This window comes from Duganella guangzhouensis, assembly GCF_009674535.1.
Lineage (GTDB): Bacteria > Pseudomonadota > Gammaproteobacteria > Burkholderiales > Burkholderiaceae_D > Rugamonas > Rugamonas guangzhouensis.
The window spans coordinates 25,860-45,241 of the sequence record NZ_WKJK01000020.1 but is presented as its reverse complement, the minus strand read 5'-3'; the positions used below and the strand labels follow the sequence as shown (position 1 = coordinate 45,241).

At 63.1% G+C, this 19,382-nt stretch carries 13 protein-coding genes and 1 pseudogene; 5 read left to right on the top strand and 9 right to left on the bottom strand.

The window, feature by feature from the left end; genetic code table 11:
• Nucleotides 1-52: 52 nt before the first annotated feature.
• Both GJ699_RS35035 and GJ699_RS28085 read left to right on the top strand, forming a co-directional pair.
• Nucleotides 53-3,253 carry a DUF6701 domain-containing protein gene (locus GJ699_RS35035; protein WP_154382699.1) on the top strand — a complete coding sequence of 1,067 codons (3,201 nt, stop codon included), beginning with the start codon at nucleotides 53-55 and terminating at the stop codon, nucleotides 3,251-3,253.
• A gap of 80 nt (nucleotides 3,254-3,333) precedes the next feature.
• Nucleotides 3,334-4,029, top strand: a complete 696-nt coding sequence (locus GJ699_RS28085) for a dienelactone hydrolase family protein (protein ID WP_154382697.1) — start codon at nucleotides 3,334-3,336, stop codon at nucleotides 4,027-4,029.
• On the opposite strand, the gene GJ699_RS28080 is transcribed toward GJ699_RS28085, so the two are convergent.
• Nucleotides 4,026-4,529 carry a hypothetical protein gene (locus tag GJ699_RS28080; RefSeq protein WP_154382695.1) on the bottom strand — a complete coding sequence of 168 codons (504 nt, stop codon included), beginning with the start codon at nucleotides 4,527-4,529 and terminating at the stop codon, nucleotides 4,026-4,028. The two genes, GJ699_RS28085 and GJ699_RS28080, sit on opposite strands and share 4 nt — an antisense overlap.
• Nucleotides 4,530-4,648: 119 nt before the next feature.
• Between GJ699_RS28080 and GJ699_RS28075 the strand changes: the two genes are divergently transcribed.
• Complete coding sequence (locus GJ699_RS28075) at nucleotides 4,649-5,092, top strand: thioesterase family protein (protein WP_154382693.1); 444 nt, start codon at nucleotides 4,649-4,651, stop codon at nucleotides 5,090-5,092.
• 6 nt (nucleotides 5,093-5,098) lie between these two features.
• Here the strand turns inward: GJ699_RS28075 and GJ699_RS28070 are convergent, their stop codons facing one another.
• Nucleotides 5,099-5,590, bottom strand: coding sequence for a DUF3016 domain-containing protein (locus tag GJ699_RS28070; protein ID WP_154382691.1), 492 nt, complete (start codon nucleotides 5,588-5,590; stop codon nucleotides 5,099-5,101).
• Between the two features lie 234 nt (nucleotides 5,591-5,824).
• Here GJ699_RS28070 and GJ699_RS28065 point away from each other — a divergent pair, with 234 nt between their 5' ends.
• Nucleotides 5,825-7,753, top strand: a complete 1,929-nt coding sequence (locus GJ699_RS28065; protein ID WP_154382689.1) for a PhoX family protein — start codon at nucleotides 5,825-5,827, stop codon at nucleotides 7,751-7,753.
• Between the two features lie 6 nt (nucleotides 7,754-7,759).
• On the opposite strand, the gene GJ699_RS28060 is transcribed toward GJ699_RS28065, so the two are convergent.
• From GJ699_RS28060 to GJ699_RS28050, 3 genes are all read right to left on the bottom strand, one after another.
• Entirely contained in the window at nucleotides 7,760-8,299 is a 540-nt protein-coding gene (locus tag GJ699_RS28060; protein ID WP_154382687.1) for a PEP-CTERM sorting domain-containing protein, read from the bottom strand.
• Nucleotides 8,296-10,521, bottom strand: a complete 2,226-nt coding sequence (locus GJ699_RS28055; RefSeq protein ID WP_195763670.1) for a rhamnogalacturonan lyase family protein — start codon at nucleotides 10,519-10,521, stop codon at nucleotides 8,296-8,298. Before GJ699_RS28055 ends, GJ699_RS28060 begins: the two co-directional genes overlap by 4 nt.
• A gap of 108 nt (nucleotides 10,522-10,629) precedes the next feature.
• On the bottom strand, nucleotides 10,630-11,823 hold the full coding sequence (locus GJ699_RS28050; RefSeq protein WP_154382685.1) for an MFS transporter: 1,194 nt from the start codon (nucleotides 11,821-11,823) through the stop codon (nucleotides 10,630-10,632).
• 103 nt (nucleotides 11,824-11,926) lie between these two features.
• Between GJ699_RS28050 and GJ699_RS28045 the strand changes: the two genes are divergently transcribed.
• A complete protein-coding gene (locus tag GJ699_RS28045; protein WP_154382683.1) occupies nucleotides 11,927-12,847 on the top strand; it encodes a LysR family transcriptional regulator in 921 nt (306 codons plus the stop codon).
• On the opposite strand, the pseudogene GJ699_RS28040 reads toward GJ699_RS28045, so the two are convergent.
• The 4 genes and pseudogenes from GJ699_RS28040 to GJ699_RS28025 form a co-directional block, all read right to left on the bottom strand.
• Nucleotides 12,837-13,590: pseudogene (locus tag GJ699_RS28040) on the bottom strand (PDDEXK nuclease domain-containing protein); the annotation flags it as partial. The gene GJ699_RS28045 and the pseudogene GJ699_RS28040 sit on opposite strands and share 11 nt — an antisense overlap.
• 20 nt (nucleotides 13,591-13,610) lie before the next feature.
• Nucleotides 13,611-15,662 carry an amidohydrolase family protein gene (locus GJ699_RS28035; RefSeq protein ID WP_154382681.1) on the bottom strand — a complete coding sequence of 684 codons (2,052 nt, stop codon included), beginning with the start codon at nucleotides 15,660-15,662 and terminating at the stop codon, nucleotides 13,611-13,613.
• On the bottom strand, nucleotides 15,662-17,665 hold the full coding sequence (locus GJ699_RS28030) for an amidohydrolase family protein (RefSeq protein ID WP_154382679.1): 2,004 nt from the start codon (nucleotides 17,663-17,665) through the stop codon (nucleotides 15,662-15,664). The genes GJ699_RS28035 and GJ699_RS28030 overlap by 1 nt, the downstream gene beginning before the upstream one ends.
• Nucleotides 17,662-19,368 (bottom strand): M61 family metallopeptidase, encoded by a 1,707-nt coding sequence (locus tag GJ699_RS28025; RefSeq protein ID WP_195763669.1) that lies wholly within the window; start codon nucleotides 19,366-19,368, stop codon nucleotides 17,662-17,664. Before GJ699_RS28025 ends, GJ699_RS28030 begins: the two co-directional genes overlap by 4 nt.
• Nucleotides 19,369-19,382: the final 14 nt, after the last annotated feature.

Genomic DNA, 19,382 nt, shown 5'->3' with positions numbered 1-19,382 from the left:
ACGCCAGCTGAGCGCCTATAATTCAGGCACCCAGTCAATCAAGGACGAATCCGTGTGGCTTAATGTTTTGACCATGTTGCGCCGCGCCACCGCCCCGCTGGCGGCGCTATCGCTGCTACTGCTGCTGGTCCACAGCGGCAGCGCAGCCGCCGCCAACGTCAACTTCAATGGCGGCGCCGTCAGCAATTGCACGCTCAGCGGCAGCACCTATAGCTGCACCAGCATCCCGCTCGGCAGCAGCGACTTTGCCGTCATCGCCAGCGGCTACACGGTGGTGGTCAGCAGCAGCTTCGCGCCAGCCTACAACCAGGGGCTGACCATGAGCGGCACAGCGGTACTGCAGACCAGCGGCAGCAACAACATCGACCTGTCCGCCTCCAACAACCTCAGCGTCAGTGGCGGCACCATCAGTGCCGGCGGCAACTTCAAGCTGGGCGCCAGCACCCAGAGCATCACCGCCAACGTCAACGCCGCCACCATCACCACCGCCGGCTCGGCCACCTACATCACCGGCAACGTCAGCGCCAGCGGCGCCATCAGCTTCGGCTCCAGCACCACCGTTACCGGCTCGGTCAGCGCGGCCAGCATTACCACCGGCTCCGCCACCACCATCACCGGCTCGCTGACCGTCAGCGGCACCGCCGATCTGGGCTCGGCGATCAAGGTCAACGGCAATGTCAACGCCAACGCGGTCAAGACCGGTTCGCCGGCCACCATCGGCGGCAACATCGTCTCCTCCACCACCATCGACCTCGGTTCCGGCACTGCGGTCAGCGGCAGCATCAGCGGCACCACCATCACGACCACCTCGGCGGTCACGCTGAGCGGCAACATCAACGCCAGCACCTCGTTCACGCTGGCTTCCGGCAGCACGGTGACTGGCAACATCACCGCGCCGGTGGTCACGCTCAGCTCGTCCAGCTCCACCGTCAAGGGCGACATCACCGCCACCACCTCGCTCGACATCGGCAGCAGCGATATCGTCACCGGCACCGTCACCGCCGGCTCGCTGAGCATGCGCGCCTCCGGCTCCACCATCAACGGCACCACCAAAATCAGCGGCGATGTCGACATGGCCTCGGGCAGCACCATCAACGGCGACCTGACGGCGCGCAACGTCACCCAGCACGCCAGCAGCGCCGTCATCAACGGCAACGCCGCCGTCAACTCCATTTACATCGACTGGGGCGACAGCGTCAGCAAGACCATCACCTGCACCGGCACCGGCGCGGTCGGTTGCAGCTGCGTCACCAAGGCCGATCCCAACTACCAGCCGACCTGCGGCGCCGCCACGCCCAGCGTGGCCGACCATATCCTGATCACCCACGGCGGCAGCGCGCTGACCTGCCAGCCGCAGAGCGTCACCCTGACCGCCTGCGCCAACTCCAGCTGCAGCTCGACCTACACCGGTTCCACCACCGTGACGCTGACACCGGGCGGCGGCAGCGTCACCTTCACCGGTTCCACCACCGCCACCGTCAGCCAGTCCGCCGCCGGCACCACCAACCTGGCCACCAGCGCCACCACCACCTGCCTCAACACCAGCACCAATCCCAACACCAGCAGCTGCGCCATGACCTTCAGCGACAGCGGCCTGGTGCTGACGGCGCCGGACCATGTGTCGATGGCCAGCGCCACGCTGAATATCCAGGCGCTGAAGGCCAGCGCCAACAGCACCAAGAGCTGCGTGCCGCTGGTGCAGAACAGCACCGTGCCGCTCAAGTTCAGCTGCGGCTACACCAATCCGAGCAGCGGCACCATGTCGCCCAGCATTGCCAGCAGCCCGGTCGCCTGCAATGGCGGCACCACCAACGTCAACGTCACCTTTGATGGCAACGGCCTGGCCACGCCGGCGCTGGCCTATGCCGACGTCGGCACCATGAGCCTGCAGGCCAGCTACACCAGTGGCAACAACGGCGCCAGCGGCAGCACCAGCTTCACCACCGCGCCCGCGTCGTTCAAGATCGACGCCACCGCCACCAGCCCGGTGTCACTGCTGAACGGCGCGTTTGCGCGCGCTTCAGACACCTTCACTCTCAAGGTCTCGGCCATCAACACCAGCGGCGCGGTCACACCCAATTTCGGCCGCGAGAGCACGGCGGAATCGTTCATCATCAGCCAGAACCTGAAGCTGCCCAGCGATGGCGTCAACAACATCACCAAGGGCACGTTTGCCGCCATCAGCAGCGGCGTCGGCAGCAGCACCAGCGGCAACGCCGGCCTGTGGGCTTTCACCGAAACCGGCACCATCACGCTCAACGCCGCGCTGACCAACAGCAGCAGCTACTACCTGGGCAAAACCGTCACCGGCTTCAACACCAAGGGCACAGTAGATCTGCGCTTCGTGCCGCACCACTTCGACACCGTGCTGGTCAGCGGTATTCCGATGAAATGCACCGACGTCGGCGGCTATAGCAATCCCTGCACCGGCAACACCAGCGGCAGCTTTGTGTATTCCAAACAAGGCTTCTTCCTGACCGTCAACGCCTACCGCGACAGCAGCACCATCTCGCAGAACTACCGGCTCAAGACTGTCAGCGCGGACAGCGCCGACGTCTCGCGCGCCATCACGCTGTCCGCCTGGACTGCGGCCGGCGGCACTACCGCCGCCCCCTATCTGAGCTTCACCACCACGCCCGCCTTCACCTTTAGCAGCGGCGTCGGCCAAATCCTCGGCGCTCCCAACGTGGTCGTGCTGCCCATCCTGGCCTTCACCGGCACCGCCGTCGGCCCGACCACCGTGTTCCTGCGCGCGATTGATGCCGATGGCGCCACCTCGCTTCGCAGCAGCGCGGTGGAAGCGCCGCTGACCATCGTCAGCGGCGGCATGATGATCAACAATGCCTACGGCAGCTCAACCAGCGCGGTGCCGGTGGAGGTGCGCGCAATGTACTTTTCCAGCGCCGCCGCCACCTACCTGTTCAACCCGACGTTCTCGCCGGTCAGCTCGGCGGGCAACGCGGTGGTGGGTGCCGCCATCCCGCTGGCCACCAGCGATGGCAGCTACGCCACCTGCACCGGCGCGCTCAGCTGCACCACTTTGCAACTGGTGGCCGGCAAACTGCAATTCAGCGGCGGCAAGGGCAGCTTCTCGCTGGCCGCACCCAAGGCATCCGGCTCGGTGCTGGTGCGGCTCAAGCAAAGCGTGATCGACAGCTACATCCCCTACTTGCCGATGATCAACGGCGGCACCGTCACCACCGGCGTATCCCGGCCCGGCCCGGTGGTCTACACGCGCGAGGTGTATAACTGATATCTTGCCGACCTGCGCTGCAAACTCGGGCAAAACCGGTTACGATGGCCGCTTCCCAAACCACAGACTTTAGGAACAACATGGAAACCAATTCCCAGTGGGTCGATATTGAAACCAGCGAAGGCAAATTCGGCGCCTACCTGTCGCTGCCGCGCGGCGGCAAGGGTCCGGGCCTGGTACTGCTGCAGGAAATCTTCGGCGTCAACCAGCACATCCGCAACGTCGCCGACCAGTACGCCGCCGACGGCTACGTGGTGATCGCGCCGGACCTGTTCTGGCGCCAGGGCGAGCGCATCGAGCTGGGCTATGACGGCGACGACTGGCAGCGCGCCGTCGCGCTGATGCAAGCCACCGACTTCGCCAAGGCGCAGCAAGACATCGCCGACACCATCAAGGTGCTGCGCACCCACGTTGGCGACAGCAAAATCGCCTCGATCGGCTACTGCTTCGGTGGCCGCCTGTCCTTCCACACCGCCGCCAACGGCTACGTCGACGCGGCCGTGGCCTACTACGGCGGCGGCATCCAGAACGCGCTGGAGCGCGCGCCGGAAATCAAAGTACCGGTGCTGATGCACTTCGGTGCCGCCGACAGCCACATCCCATTGGACGCGGTGAAGAGCATCGCCGAAGCCTTCGACAGCAACGAGCAAGTTGAAATCCACGTCTACGAAGGCGCCGAGCACGGCTTCAACTGCAACCATCGCGGTTCCTACAACCAGCGTGCCGCCGCCGAAGCGCGCGGCAACTCGCTGGTGTTCCTCAGCGAACAGCTCTAAGCGGTCGCCAGACCCACTGTGGCGCCCCGCTTCAGGCGCCGCAGCTGCCAGCCGGCGCCCAGCAGGAACAGCACGAACAACGCGCCGGTGATGGCTTTCAGCTCCGGCGCGTCAGCGTTGGGCAGCAGCGGCGCCCCCAGCGGCAAGCGGGTGGTGGTTTCGGTCACGGCCGGAATCAGATGGAACAAAAAGGTCAGCGAATAGCTGACCGTCGATATCGCCAGCGAGCGGGCGCCGAACTTGCGCTGGTCCGCCAGCCAGGCCAGCCCCAACACCAGCAACGTCAGCACACCGAGCGCATGCGGCTTGCCGAAGCCGCCATGCTGGTAAATACCGAATCCCGTCAAGCAAGTCAGTACCGTGGTCCAGATATAGACCTTGCCCAGCGTGCTGGCCGGCGGTATCGCCTGCTCGCGCACGAAGGCGATCAGCGCGGCGGCCACCGCCACCAGGCTGATCAGGGTATGAATAACACCAAGGTAGGTTAAACCGTAGATCATGGCGCGCCCTTTCAGAGTGAGGTGCTCTGATCGTACACGCGAACATGGCCGACTACGTACCCCGAAAAGGGTATTGCAGGCTAGGCTAAAATAGCGAGATTGCAGACAAGGATAGCGCCATGGCCCGCCTCAAACTGGATTTCCCGGACGACCTGTTCATTTACTCGACCCAGCTGACCGTACGCGTCACCGACATCAACGGCGCCAACCACCTGGGCAATGATTCCATGATCTCCATGCTGTCGGAAGCGCGGGCGCGCTTTCTGTACGAGCAAGGCGTGCTGGAAACCGGAGCGGACGGCGTCGGTATCATCGTCACCGACCTTGCCACCACCTACAGGGCCGAGGCGCACGCGCGCGACCAGCTGGTGTTCGAAGTCGGCGTGATGGATTTCAACCAGTACGGCGGCGACATCATCTTCCGCGTCAGCCGCCCGCGCGACAACCGGCTGGTGGCGATGGCCAAATACGGCTTTGTGTTCTTCAATTACAACAGCGGCCAGGTCACCGCTATGCCGCCGGAGTTCCTGGCCAAATTCCCGAAAGTGAACCGGCTCGACTGAGCAGGACTATTTCTGCGCCACCTTGGGCACGATCGCCTTGTTGAACCAATCGTCCAGCATCTGCTTTTCATAGCGCATCGGATCGCTATCAAAATAGCTGCTGCGCTTCCACTGGTAATTCATGTCGGAGATCTGATCGTCGCCGCTGCGCAGCACCTGACCGTTTTCCTCCAGCGTGTAGCGCAGATGCATGCGCGGCCAGTCGGCGCCGCCGTTCATGACGCGGATATCATCGGCCGCACGGCGCGGATACAGGCGCCCGGCCAGATCGATGTCCAGCACCTCGATCTTCAGATTCTGCCCCGGCGGCAGCTTCTTGTTCAGCGTGGCGAAATAATCGCTGAAGTCCTTCAGCGTGCGATCGCGCTCGATCACGCTGCGCGGCACATCGCTGTAATCCTCCGGCTTGACGTAGGTGACAGTCACCTCCGCCAAAGCGGCGCTGGACGCCAGCAGCGCGGCCACGCCTGCCAGCACGGTTTGGGTCATGGTTCGCATGGCGCTCTCCTTGCAAAGTGTACACCAGCCAATATAGACCTTTTCCCCGCCACGCGCCCGAGCTGAATAAGTTTGTTACCAATCGGCGGCCGCCGGCCACGCTGCCCGCGCCGTGTATCAACATGTATCGCACTGTATCGCCATGTCACAACCCTGTCATACCAAATAGCTAAGATTGCCGCCGCTTCGCATGCCCTCATGCGAACCACCAAACACTACAACAGGGTAAACAACATGACCGAACAACTTGATCCATCCCGTCGCAGCCTCCTCAAATTCCTGTCCAGCGCGCCGCTGCTGCCGCTGGCTGGCGGCAGTGCCACCGCCGCCCTGCTGGCCGCCTGCGGTGGTGGCGACACCGCCTCGCCGGCGCCGCAACTGATGTCGGTCAGCTTCTCCGGCATGGCCGCACCGACGCTGGCCAACGCCGCCGCCATGGCCACCACCAGCGTCGCCTCCAGCATGCAGGCGCTGTACTCGGACGGCAAGACCGTGCCTTACAGCCTGGCCTACCAGACCTTCTTCATCACCGGCGCCCAGGTGTCGAACGGCAGCGGCGGCACCATCCTGGCCGGCGGCTACTACGACATCAACAACAAAGCCATCCTCGACAGCACCGACGCCAACAAGCGCCAGTTCTTCTCCGACTGCCCGGACGGCACCTCGCTGATCAAGCTGGCGTCGCCGACCGTGTCCGGCATCAAGGGCAACACCGTGTTTGCCGTGGTGCAGTTCGAATACACCACCCGCAACGTCGCCGGCAGCTCGATGTACGGCATGCTGCCATCGCCGATCGCGATCCTGACGTTGGACCAGGACAAGACCACCGGCGCGCTGTCGCTGGTCAAATACCACAACGTCGACACCAGCCCGGCCAACGGCCTGTGGATCACCTGCGGCGCCAGCCGTTCGCCATGGAACACCCATTTGTCGAGCGAAGAGTACGAGCCGGACGCCACCGTCATCTCGACCAACACCCAGTTCGCCAACTTCAGCACCAATCTGTACGGCGACGCCACCAAGGCCAACCCTTACCACTACGGCCATCTGCCGGAAATCACCGTCAACCCGGACGGCACCGGCAGCTGCAAGAAGCACTACTGCCTGGGCCGCATCTCGCACGAGCTGATCCAGGTAATGCCGGACGAGCGCACCGCGCTGATGGGCGATGACGCCACCAACGGCGGCCTGTTCATGTTTGTCGCCGACAAGGCGCAAGACCTGTCCAGCGGCACCCTGTACGTCGCCAAATGGACCCAGAAAACCGCCGACAACGGCGGCTCGGCCACGCTGACGTGGATCAAGCTGGGCAGCGCCACCTCGGCCGAGATCAAGGCGCTGGCCGACTCGCTGAAGGCGGCCGACATCATCGACGTTAAAACCGCCGATCCAGCGGACACCAGCTACACCAAGATCCCGTTCAGCGGCAAGAGCAACTGGATCAAGATCAAATCGGGCATGGACAAAGCGGCGGCCTTCCTGGAAACCCACCGCTACGCCGCCTACAAGGGCGGCAGCCTGGGCTTCACCAAGATGGAAGGCACCACCGTCAACGCCAAGGACAAGATCGCCTACACGGCCATGAGCTACATCCAGGCCGCGATGACCAACGGCTCGGGCGGCATCTCGGTCAAGGGACCGAACGCCGGCGTGGTGTATGCGTTGAATCTGAAGAGCGGCCAGACCGACACCAGCGGCACCGCCATCAACAGCGAATGGGTACCGGTCGACATGGCCGCCGTGCCAGCACTGGTGGGTGAAGACCTGACCACCGCCGACGCGCTGGGCAATCTGGCCAATCCGGACAAGATCGCCAACCCGGACAACATCAAGTTCTCGGAAAAGCTGCGCACCCTGTTCATCGGCGAAGACAGCGGCCTGCACGTCAACAACTTCCTGTGGGGCTATAACGTCGACACCAAGACCCTGACGCGCATTCTGTCGACGCCGTCGGGCGCCGAATCGACCGGCCTGCACGCGGTGGACGACATCAACGGCTTCGCCTACATCATGAGCAACTTCCAGCATCCGGGCGATTGGGACAGCGCGCTGCACGGCAAAGTGCAGACCACGCTGGATCCGCTGATCCGCGCCAACTACCGCGACCGTTACGGCGCGGCAGTTGGCTACATCACCGGTTTCCCCGGCCTGACCTTCAGCTGATCCGGCTCAGCCGACCACCTGACGCCGGCGCACCACGCCGGCCAGCAACGCCAGCCCGCCCAGCAGCATGGCGGCGCTGGCCGGCTCCGGCACAGCAGTGATGGTGTAGCTCTGCAGCGGCGACTCGTTCAACTGATCGAAGTAGGCATAGTCGCTGCTCCAGTCATACAAGCTGTTGCTCGCCGTGGCATCCAGCACCAGCTTGCCGCCCTGCTCCAGCAGATACAGATAGAAGCCGGCATCATGGCCGCCGACCTCGGCTGGATTGCTGTTGGCCAGGAACACCCACGCGCCATCGGCCGCGCTTTCCGGATACACCAACGTGCTGATCGCCGTGGTCTGCGCCACATCGGTCAGCGTGCCCTGCACCGCCACGATGCCATACGACGAGCTGCTGTCGTACTGGAACTGGCCGCTGAACGAGCCGTTCAGCCAGGTCGCATCCAGCTGATACCAGCCGCTGGCCGCCGCCCACACCACCTGCGGCAGCAGACCGCACACCAACGCAAACAGGATCGCAATTTTCTTCATGGTCAGCCCTTTCATGGCACGATCAATTCATCGATATTGGCCAGGCTTTGGCCGGTGGATTCCAGCCGCAGCGTATTCACCGCGCCCGGCAGCAGATTGACCGATGCCGTCAGCGTGGTCCAGGTGGTCCAGCCGCCGCTGAGACGGAACGTTACCGCCTGCGGCACGCCATTCACGCGCAACACACCGGTGCGTGGCGTCGCGCCGCCATTGGCGTAGCGAATGGTGATGGTCTTGGCGCCGCCGCTGCCACCGTTGATGCGGCCATATTCCGCCGTGCCGCCCGCCACCGGGAAGGCCAGGAAGCCACTGCCGTGATAGCCGCTGCGGTCGGTGCGCGCCGCCGTGCCGCCCGCCACGATGGCGTTCTCCGCCTGTACCGTGCCGGTGCCGTCATACGGAATGTGCACCGGGTCTTGCGGGAAGATGGTCGCGCCCGCGCCCAGATAGAAGCTCGGATGCGGCGGCTGGTTGTAGCCGGCGTTCTGCCCGGCCACTTGGGTGCGGTACTGCGGGTTGTGCATCAGCGTGGTGATGCGGGTGCTGGTCGGGATCGTGGTGCTGAACACCAGCAGCGCGGTATTGGTGCTGTTGCGCAGCACCAGCTCCTCGCGCCAGTCGCCGAACAGGTCGGCCGACAGCACCGGCGTCGCCTTGGTGCCGTTGTTGGAGGCGGCGCCCAGCGATGCCGCGTTCAACAGCGGCGTCAGCGAGCTGCTGGCCGCGTCCCATTTCTGGATCGCGACATTGTCCAGCAACTCGCGCTGCAAGTCGCCATCCCACCAGGTCGCGAAGTTGGTCAGGCCCGGCGTGCCGGTCGAGATCTGCGCACCGGTCGGGCTGCGTTCGCCGCCACGCGTGGCCCAGCATTCCTCGCCTGGATAATTCGGATCGATATCCGCGCACAAGCCCCGGCCAACGTCGGCGCCAGAGCCACTGACGCCCCAGATAATGGCGCCGGTGGCGGCGTCGTGCATCTCCGAGCCGTAATCGCCGTACACGGATGGGGTTTCATGCACCATATAGATTTGCTGGCCGGCGCGGTCCGGGATCAGCTTGCCGAAATGCAGTGCGTCGCCGTGGCCGCGGCCGGTGCTGTACAACAGCTGGCCGTAGCTGCTGATGGTGGCGGCGCCGTACACGATGTCATCCTTGCCGTCGCCATCGGCATCGCCGGTGGCGAACCAGTGTGCGCCTTGGCCGCGCGCGGCGCTGCCGGCGACGTCGGTGTCGAACACCCAGCGGCTGGTCAGCGCGCCGTCACGCCAGTCCCAGGCCGCGATTACGGCGCGCGTGTAGTAGCCGCGCGAGAAGATGGCGCTCGGACGGTTGCCATCCAGATTGGCGACGCCGCCCAGGAAGCGGTCGACGCGGTTGCCGTAGGAATCGCCCCAGGCCGATACCGTGCCGCGCGCCGGCAGATAATCCACCGTCTTCATCGCCGCGCCGGTAAGGCCATTGAACACGGTCAGAAACTCGGGACCAGTGAGGATGTAGCCGGCGCTGTTGCGGTAATCCGCGCTGGCATTGCCGATCACCACGCCCTGACCATCGATGGTGCCATCGGCGGTTTTCAGCATCACCTCGGCCAGGCCATCGCCATCGAGGTCATACGCCACCATCGTGGTGTAGTGGGCGCCGGCGCGGATATTGCGACCAAGGTCGATGCGCCACAGGCGCGTGCCATCCAGCTTGTAGGCATCGATGTAGGTATCGCCGGTGTAGCCCGACTGCGAATTGTCCTTGGCGTTGGTGGGCTGCCATTTGACGATCAGCTCATAGGTGCCATCGCCATCGAGATCGGCGGCGGTGCCGTCGTTGATCTCGTAGGTATAGGCTTCGCCGGTCGGCGTGACACCTGCCGGCGGCGCCGTTACCGGTATCGATTTATAGTAGGAGCCCCAGGTGGCGCCGGCACTGGCGTTGTCCTGCTCGACACCGCCGACCACCGCGCGCACCGTGTAGCTATTGGAAGCGGTGCCGCTGCTGTCGGTGTAGTTCAGCACATTCAGCGGCGAGCCATTCAGCTTGACGTTGTCGCGGTAAACATTGAACAGCGTACCGCTGGCATCGGTGGCTAACTGACGCCAGCTGATGAACACACCGCTGTCGGATTTGATCGCGACTGCGCCGCGATTGAGGAACTCGATCTGCTTACCGGGCGTTGTAATCACTGCGCCAGCGCCGCCCGCCGCCAGCAATGAAATCAGAATAGATGTAGCAATGCGCAATCTCATGTGTGTGTCCCCTATGGTTGTGTTTATTGAATTGCACAGCCATTCTAATGAGACACACTGCTACTTTTTTCATCGCCTAATAAAGAATCACGCAGATGATTAGTCGCCTTAATTTCCAGCCAGCGCGCCCGCGCCTTGCGGACTTTTCTGCGACGCCGACCACAACACCAGTGCCAGCGCCAGTATCGTCAGGCCAGCGCCGGCATACATCACCGCCGCATAACCGAGGTTCGCATTCAGCACCGCCGCACCCGCCGCCGCGCCGATCGCATTACCGAGATTGAAGGCGCCGATATTGACCGACGATGCCAGACCAGGCGCCTCGGTGGCGGCGCGCATCACCCGCATCTGTACCGGCGGCACCAGCGCGAAGGCGGCAATGCCCCACACCAGCAGACCGGCAGCCGCACCGGCCGGCGTTTGCGCCAGCCACGGGAAGGCTAGCATCACCAACGTTTCCAGCACCAGAAAACCGATCAGGGTTTTATCGATCGAACGGTCGGCCAGCTTGCCGCCGAGCGAATTACCGATCGTGAAGCCGATACCGATCAGGGCCAGCATGGCGGTGATGAATCCCGGCGAGGCATGCGTGAACGATTTCAGCGCCGGGTTGATGTAGGTGTACAGCGCGAAGGTCGCACCCGATGCCAGCACGGTAGTCAGCAGCGCTTGCAGCACCACCGGACGCAGCAGCACTTTCAGTTCATTGCGCACATTCGGCGCCTCGCCTTTGCTGCCCTCATGCAGAAACATGAACAGCGCCGCCATCGCCAGCACGCCCAGCGTGCCGATCGCGGCAAAGGACTCGCGCCAGCCCAGGCTCTCGCTGACCCAGGTCGCCGCCGGCACGCCACCGATATTGGCGATGGTCAGGCCGAGGAACATCGCCGCCACCGCGCTGGCCTGCTTCTCGCGCGGCACCAGGCTGGCGGCCACCACCGAGCCGATGCCGAAGAAGGCGCCATGGGTCAGGCTGGTGATCACGCGCGCCACCATCAGGCTGGCATAACCGGGCGCCAGCGCCGACAGCACATTACCCAGCGTGAAGATAGCCATCAACGCGATCAGCGCCTTGCGGCGTGGCCAGCGCGCCAGCAGCAGCGTCATGAACGGCGCACCGACCGTGACGCCGATCGCATAGGCGGACACCAGCAGGCCCGCCGTCGGGATCGAAACATTTACGCCCTGGGCGATGGTCAACAACATGCCCATTGGGCCGAATTCCGTGGTGCCGATGCCAAACGCACCGATCGCCAGGGCTAACAGAGGCAGCGCAGCGCTGCGGGAAGTAGGGGTAGGCATAGCAGTCCTTGCAAAAGGAATTATTCAGGAATGTATTATGCAAGATATCACTTTCTCAGATAAAGTAGGGAATCTTCAAAATACTTTTGCGGATAGTGGAAAAATGAAGCTGGAAATTGACGAACTGGCAGTGTTTCTGGCGGTGGTGGACAGCGGCTCGCTAACGGCGGCGGCGGACCGTCTGGGCCAGCCCGTCTCCACCATCAGCCGTCTGCTGGCGCGGCTGGAAGACAAGTTGCAGACCACACTGCTGCGCCGGACCACGCGCCGGCTTGACCTGACCGACGAGGGCCACTGCTTCATCAAGGATGCGCGCAACATCGTCGAATCGGTGCGGCTGGCGGAGGATCGCGCCATGGAGCGCCGTGGCCAGCTATCCGGCCCATTGCGGGTGGACGCGGTGACGCCTTTCATGCTGCATGTGATGGTGCCGCTGATGCCGGGCTATCGCGATCTGCATCCGCAGGTGGAGCTGGCGTTGTGCAGCAATGAGGGCTATGTCGACCTGTTGGAGCGGCGCGTCGATTTGGCGATCCGCATTGGTGAGCTGAAGGATTCCACACTATACAGCCGGCTGCTGGGACGCACCCGCATTCGTCTGGTGGCCAGCCCGGCGTATCTGAGCCGGCACGGCGTACCGCAAACGGTGGCCGATCTTGAGCGCCACCAACGCCTGGGCTTCACCGAGCCCGACATCCTGAACCAGTGGCCGCTGCGCCACGCTGATGGCAAGCCGGTGCAGATCACACCATCGCTGGCAGCCGCCAGCGGCGAGACGCTGCGCCAACTAGCCTTGCAGGGCATGGGCATCGCCTGCCTGTCCGATTTCATGACCGCGATCGACATTTCCGAGGGCAGATTGGTGGAAGTGCTGCCGCACCAGACCGAGGAAAAGCACAAGCCTATCCACGCGGTCTACTACCAGCATTCAACGGTATCCGCCAAAATCGCCTCCATGGTCAACTACCTGGCCGAATCCATGCGCGTCCCCGAAAGCGTCTGGCCAACCCTAATCACGCGCTGATAGCGCGTGCCTGCCACTCCTGCAGGCGCGCCGTCAACAGCTGCTCATCCGGCAGCAACATCCGGTACTCGCCGGCCATCACCGGCCCCGGCAGACCATCCAGAGCATAACGCGCCTCCGCCTCGCCTTTTTCCGTGCAGAGGATGAGTCCGACCGGTGGATTCTCATCAGGCTTGCACCAATGCGCGCGTGCATAGTTGAGATAGAGATGCATCTGCCCCGCGTCGCTGGCGGCCGACGAAGGCGAAGTCGTCGCCAAGTTCAAGCAGAAAGTCCGCCATATGCTGAACAAGCGCCTCCTCCAGCTCGGACTCTGAATACTCATCTTTCAGATTGAGAAATTCCAGCACGAACGGATCCCTGATGGCCGCTTCCGGCGTGATTACATCCTCCGGTTTCGCCACTGCCGCGTCGCGCAGCATCTTCGCCTTATTAACCGACAGCAACGTACGCTCATAGAACTGACTACTCACCTGCCGCTCTAGCTGCTTAACCGTCCAGCCATTGCGCAGCGCCTCCGCCTCATAAAATTCCCGTGCGGCAGAACTCCTGACCGACATCAGGCGAACATACGCAGACCAAGGCAATTCGAATTTGCCAGACGGTTTCTGGCAAATTTCCGGCCAGCACAAATAGAAATTTCGCATCTGCTGCAAATTGCGCTGGCTGTAACCACGCCCGAAGTGCCTGGTCAAATCAGCAGAAAGTCGGAGCAGCAGTTCATCGCCATAGGCCGCGCGCTGTGCGCTGCGGCACGGCTAACTTATTCGTGCAAGTAGTGCACGGCCGGTGGCGTGGGCACAAACGGCTCGATGCCTAACGTCCGCTCGATTTCAGCGGGATAGATCAGGCGCCCGCGCGTCATCACCAGCGCTACTTTGCGGATGTCCGAAATATTGGTGGTTGGGTCGCCATCAATGAGCACCAGGTCGGCCAGCTTGCCGGGGGTGATCGTGCCGCGTTCGTGCAAAGTCTGCGAATAGCGCGCGCCATTCAGCGTCGCCACCTGCAACGCCTGGGCCGGCGTCAGGCCGGCCCGCACATACAGCTCCAGCTCCGCATGCACGCCAAACACCACCGTATCAGTGCCAGTCACCAACGGCACGCCCGCTTTATAGAGCATGCCAGTCAGATCGATCATCTTTTGATACGACGCCTGATAACGCGCCGCCTTCTCATCCGGCACCTTCATGATGCCGATCGCGTAATTGCGCCGCACATCGGGCGGCATGTACTCCGCAATCGGCGCATACACCTCCGTCACCTCGCCTGCACGCTGCTTCATGAACGCCATCACGCACAACGTCGGATCGACCACAATCTGCTTATCCACCAGCGTGCGAATGAAATCCTGCACCGGCGCCGATTGCAGATCCAGCTCCGCCGCCTTCTCCGCCGGCAGCGTGATGCGCGCCAGCGTGCGGGTATCGGTGTCCGGACCAATCAGAAAATTCAGGATCACCATATTCATGTGTGTCAGCTCATCGTAGCCAGCGGCAACAACGTCTTCGGCCTTCAGCCCATATGGCACATGGCCCGCGACCCGCATGCCACGGCTATGCGCATACGCCACCGCGTCCGGCACCTTCTGCGCCGGGAAGGAACCGTAAATCTTCAACTGCCGATAACCATGCTGCGCATACCAGTCGATCGCGCGCTGCCACTCATCGTCGGTCTTGATGACAAAACCATAGTTGCCAGTATAAGGACTCACGCCATCGACAAATCCGGCCGGCACCACGTTCGCCGCCAGCAGCTTGCCGGCATTGGTCTCATCCATCAGCTGCTGCAACTGCGTGTTCACATTCGCCATATCACGCACCGTGGTCACGCCAGCCGCCAGATCCAGCGCACTGTCCCAGCGCTTGACGTGAGCGTGCATGTCGAATAGCCCTGGCAGCAGCACGCGCCCACCCGCGTCGATCTCCTGATCCACCTCAGGACTCGGCGTCCCGGCCGGAACAACCGTAGCAATGCGGCCGCGTATCACATACACATCCGACGCCGCACCCAGCACCGCCTTCTCGCTGTCAAATACGCGCGCGTTGCGTATCACCGTCAGGCCGGGCAACTTGTGCTGCAATTTTTCCGCCATCTCGGCGAGCAGCCGAGACTCCGCCGCCGCCTGGCGATCCGCCAGCTGCGTGATGCTGTCCTTCCAGCCCTCCTCAATCAGCGACATCTCTGGATTGCTGCCCCGGACAATCGCCGCGAACAGGCGCGGTTTGGCTTCCACCATGGCCCAATAAAACTTGGGCGACAGCCCCAGGCCAGTCTGCGCCAGCAATTGCACCATGCGCTTCTTGCCGCCTGCGCTAATCTGCACCTTATCCAGCACCTGCTGACGCAGCGAACCAAATGGCAGCAGCGGCAGCTCCTCGCCTGGCTTCCTGGCCGCCAACAGACCAATCGCGATCGACGTCGGCGCCAGCGAACCTTTGAGCGGCATATACATCGCCAGGCCGTTGACTTCACGCTCGCCCCGATCGGCGGTGGAACGCCACTCCGCGTGCGTGCCGCTGCGCTGGAATCGTTCATCCACCCTGGAACCGAACATCAGCGTGCCCTGCACCCGATACTCGCCAAGACTGCCGTCCGATGCCAGACGATAGTACTCGTCATATTCCGGCCCACGCCCGTCATCCTTGAAGATGTAATGCACATGGACCACTCCCGCCGCCGACCGCGTCACCACCTGCTCCCCCGCCAGCTTGCCGTTATCCAGGAAGATTTGATAGCGCAAGCTACTGTCGGCCGCTTGAGCCGCAGGCACGACCAGCAAGCCAACCAGCAAAACGGCCAGGAGAGCTTTCATTACTTATCTCCGCCAAACGGAACGATATTAATCGCCGAGTAGATCTGGTCGGGGTAATACACCACGCCGCCCTTCACCACCATGCCGATGCGATGCAGCAGGCTCAGATCCTGCAATGGATCGCCCGGCACCAGCAGAAAGTCGGCCCGCTTGCCACGTTCGATGCTGCCGTATTGCTGGTCGCGGCCGAAGTGGCGCTCGCACTCCAGCGTGGCGATCTTCAGCGCCTCGGCGGGTGTCAGGCCGGCTTTGACATACAGCTCGATTTCACGGTGCAGCAAGAAACCGCTCGGATCATCGGTGCCTGGCCATAGCGCAATACCCTCGCGATGCAGCATGCCGGTGGTCTCCAGCACCTTGGCAAAGGCATCGGCATAGCGCTGCTTCTCCGCGTCGTCCTTGAACTTGATGTAGGAGCGCTTGCGATAACGCTGATAGCCAATCGGCAGATGCTCCAGATACGCGGCCGCGCCTTCCGCCACCTCGCCGGTGCGGCTCATCATCAACTGCTCGACGATCGACAACGTGGTATCCAGGCCGGCGTTACGCTGCTTCATCAGCGCCACCGTGTGCTTGACCGGCGCGCTGTCCAATTGCAGATCGGCCGCGCGCGACAGCGCGGTCAGACGCAGCGGCGTGCGCGTATCCTCACCCGGCTTCAACAGCCATCCCAACATCAGTTGATTGATGTGGGTGACCTCATCGTAGCCCGCTTCCAGCATCTGATCCGGCGTCGCAAAAGCCGGCACGTGCCCCAAGACGCCCAAGCCCAGACGATGCGCCTCAGCCGCCAGCGGCGCCACCCACGCCGGGTTCATCGAGTTATACACCTTGATCCAGCGATAGCCATGATCGGCATACCAGCGCACATCGCGCTTGCCCTCTTCCAGCGTCGCCGGCAGGAAGCCCAGCGCCGCCGAGTAATCGCTGCGGCCTTCCAGGAAACCGGCGCGTATCATGTCCGGGCCAGCCAACTCGCCGGCCTCGGTGCGGCGACTCAGTTCCAGCAAACGCGGATTCTCATTGCCCATGTCGCGCGTGGCGGTAACGCCAGCGGCGATGTAGAACAAGCCGCTCCATGCCGTGTTATGCGCGTGCATATCGTGCAGGCCCGGCACCAGCGTGCCACCCTTGCCATCGATCTCCTTGTCGGCCGCCTCCATCTCGCTACCTTCCGGCGCCACCGTGCTGATCACGCCGCGATAGTAAGTCACGCTGGACAAAGGACCACGCTGGCCGCTGGCAGGATCGAATACATGCACATTCCGTATCCGCACCGTGCCATCGAAACGATGCGCGAGCCGCTGCTGCAAGGACGCCAGGTACTCGCCAGCCAGCGCGTCACCCAAGGCCTTCAACTCCTGATAGTGGTTTTCAAAACCGCCACGCACCAACAGGCTGTCATCCAGAACGGCGAACAGCTGCTGCTGATCATCCAGCAGCAGGAACTTCGGCACCAGCGTCACACCACTGATCACGTACGCGGTCAGCTTCAACGCGCGGCCGTTGTGCTTGAGCGGCACGGCGCGCAGCTTGGCCAGGCTAAGCGTACCGGCTGGCAGCACATCCAGCTTGAGACCGGGCGCCTTGAGCAGCGCCTGCGCGTACATGCCCAACGCCCACGGGCTGGTGTCATTGCCGATGTACAGGCCCGGCGCGGCCAGCTTGCGCTCACCGCTATCCGCCTGACTGGTCCAGCGCAGCGTGCCATCCTGATACGCCATCGACTCCTGGACGTCACCGCCCATCAGCGAATTGCCATTGATCTGCCACGACGACGGCATGCCGCCAGCGCCCAGCACCAGCTGCTCTTTCAGCTTGGGACCACGGCCATTGCTGCTGACGGCGTAGGCGATATCCACCGCCTTGCCCTTGCGGTCGGCCGTCAGGCTGCCGACCTTGGCGCCGTTCTCCATCACCGAATAGCTGTCCACGGCGGCCTGCGAGGCCGACGCGCACAACGCCAGCAGCACCGCCGCCAGCGAACGCGATGGGCGCATCATAATTTGCAGTTCCCTTTGGCGGCGGCCGGGGTAGGTTCCCAGCGCCATGCGGTCACGCCAGCACCACGCGGCAGGTAATTCACCGACAACTTCTCGTCACCGCGCTGCAGTTCCACCGCCAGCTCCTTGCCATCCTTCTCGCGCGCTTCTTTCAACGCCGGTAGCGACAGGATCTTGTCGCCTTCATGCACGCCTGCAGCGGCGGCGGCCGATTCCTTGCGCAGGTTCTTCACTACCCCCAGCGACATTTCATCGAAGCCCAGATCGAACGGACGCACGGTGTACGACACCGCCGTCAGGCATGCGCCCAACGAGTCCTTCTGCGGCACGATATCCTTGCCGGCCGCCATATCGTCAAACTCGGTGCCAGCCACCGCACCCAGCTCCTTGACCACCAGCGCGCGCCATTGCGGCAGGCCGACCTTCTCGTTGGCCTTCTGACGCTTCAACACTTCCTGCACCAGATTGTCCAGGCTACGCTTGCCACCGGACTTCTTGACGATTTCCGCATTCAAGCGCACGAAGTACATGAAGCCACGGCCATACGGCACACGCTGCGCGCGCGCATCGCTCCAGAAGATCTTGCCCGACTCGGTATTGCTCAGCGATTTGTACGGATTGCCCGCATAGTTCGCGGCGCGCTCATTAACATTGGCGAGGTATTTATCCAGATTGATGGCGCCAGCGCGGTAAGCCAGCGAGGTCGAATAGTATTCAGCCGTGCCTTCGGTGTACCAGGCGGTGTCGCTATGGCTTTCATCGCCGTTCAGACGTGGCCAGTTGTGCGCCATCTCGTGGGCCAGCAGCATCTGCTGATCGCCGCCGCTGGCGGTTTCGCCGCCAGGGCCGTAGCCGAACATGAAGGACTTGGCCAGCCCGGTGCCTCCACCCGCAGGATAAGGATTCTGGCGCGCGAACACGCGGTAGCTCGAATCTGGATCGTGGAAGAAGTTGGCCATGTAGCGATACAGCTTCTTCGTATCCGCCGCCAGCTTGGGCATGTCGAACGGCGGTTCCTGCAGCCAGTACAGGCCGAAATTACCCTTGCCATCTTCCGGCTCGCTCTTCACTGGCCCCATGGCGTAAGCACTGAAGGCCAGCATTTCCGCCGTGCCCACCGTATGCTGCTCGCCCTCGCCCAGGCTCCACACGCCGCGCGATCCCGCCGGCAGCTTGGACAAATCCCACTTCACACTCAGCTTGTATGGCTGCTCGCCGGGTGGCAGCGCCAGGAAGTAAACACCCGCGCCCAGCGCACCGGCGCCTTGCGCCCGCAGGTCGAACAACGGACCGTTGCGAGTCTGCGCATTCACCTCGCGCGGCTTGCCGGTGTAGTGCACGGTGACATCGCCCACGGTGGCGCGGTCCACCTGATACTGGCGATAGTTACCGGTCGGCGTAGGCGCCTCATCAAAGACCGTCAGCTTCAGCGGACCGGATGCATCGCTGGCATGAAGCGCTTCGGCCGGATACGCGGCGGTCGGCGTCGACGCCACGAAAGTCGGCATGCGCAACAGCGCCTTGCCCGCTTCCACTTTTGGCTCCTGCACGCGCACCTGCACATCGATGCCATCCACCGTGCCGCCGACGGTGTGCGGCGTCAATTGCAGATCCAGTGCTGACAGTGCCGGCTCGGCGGCGTGTGCGGAAAGACTTTGCATCAACATCGCGATGCCGGCGGATACAGCTAAACGTTGGTACATGGTGAAATCCTCTG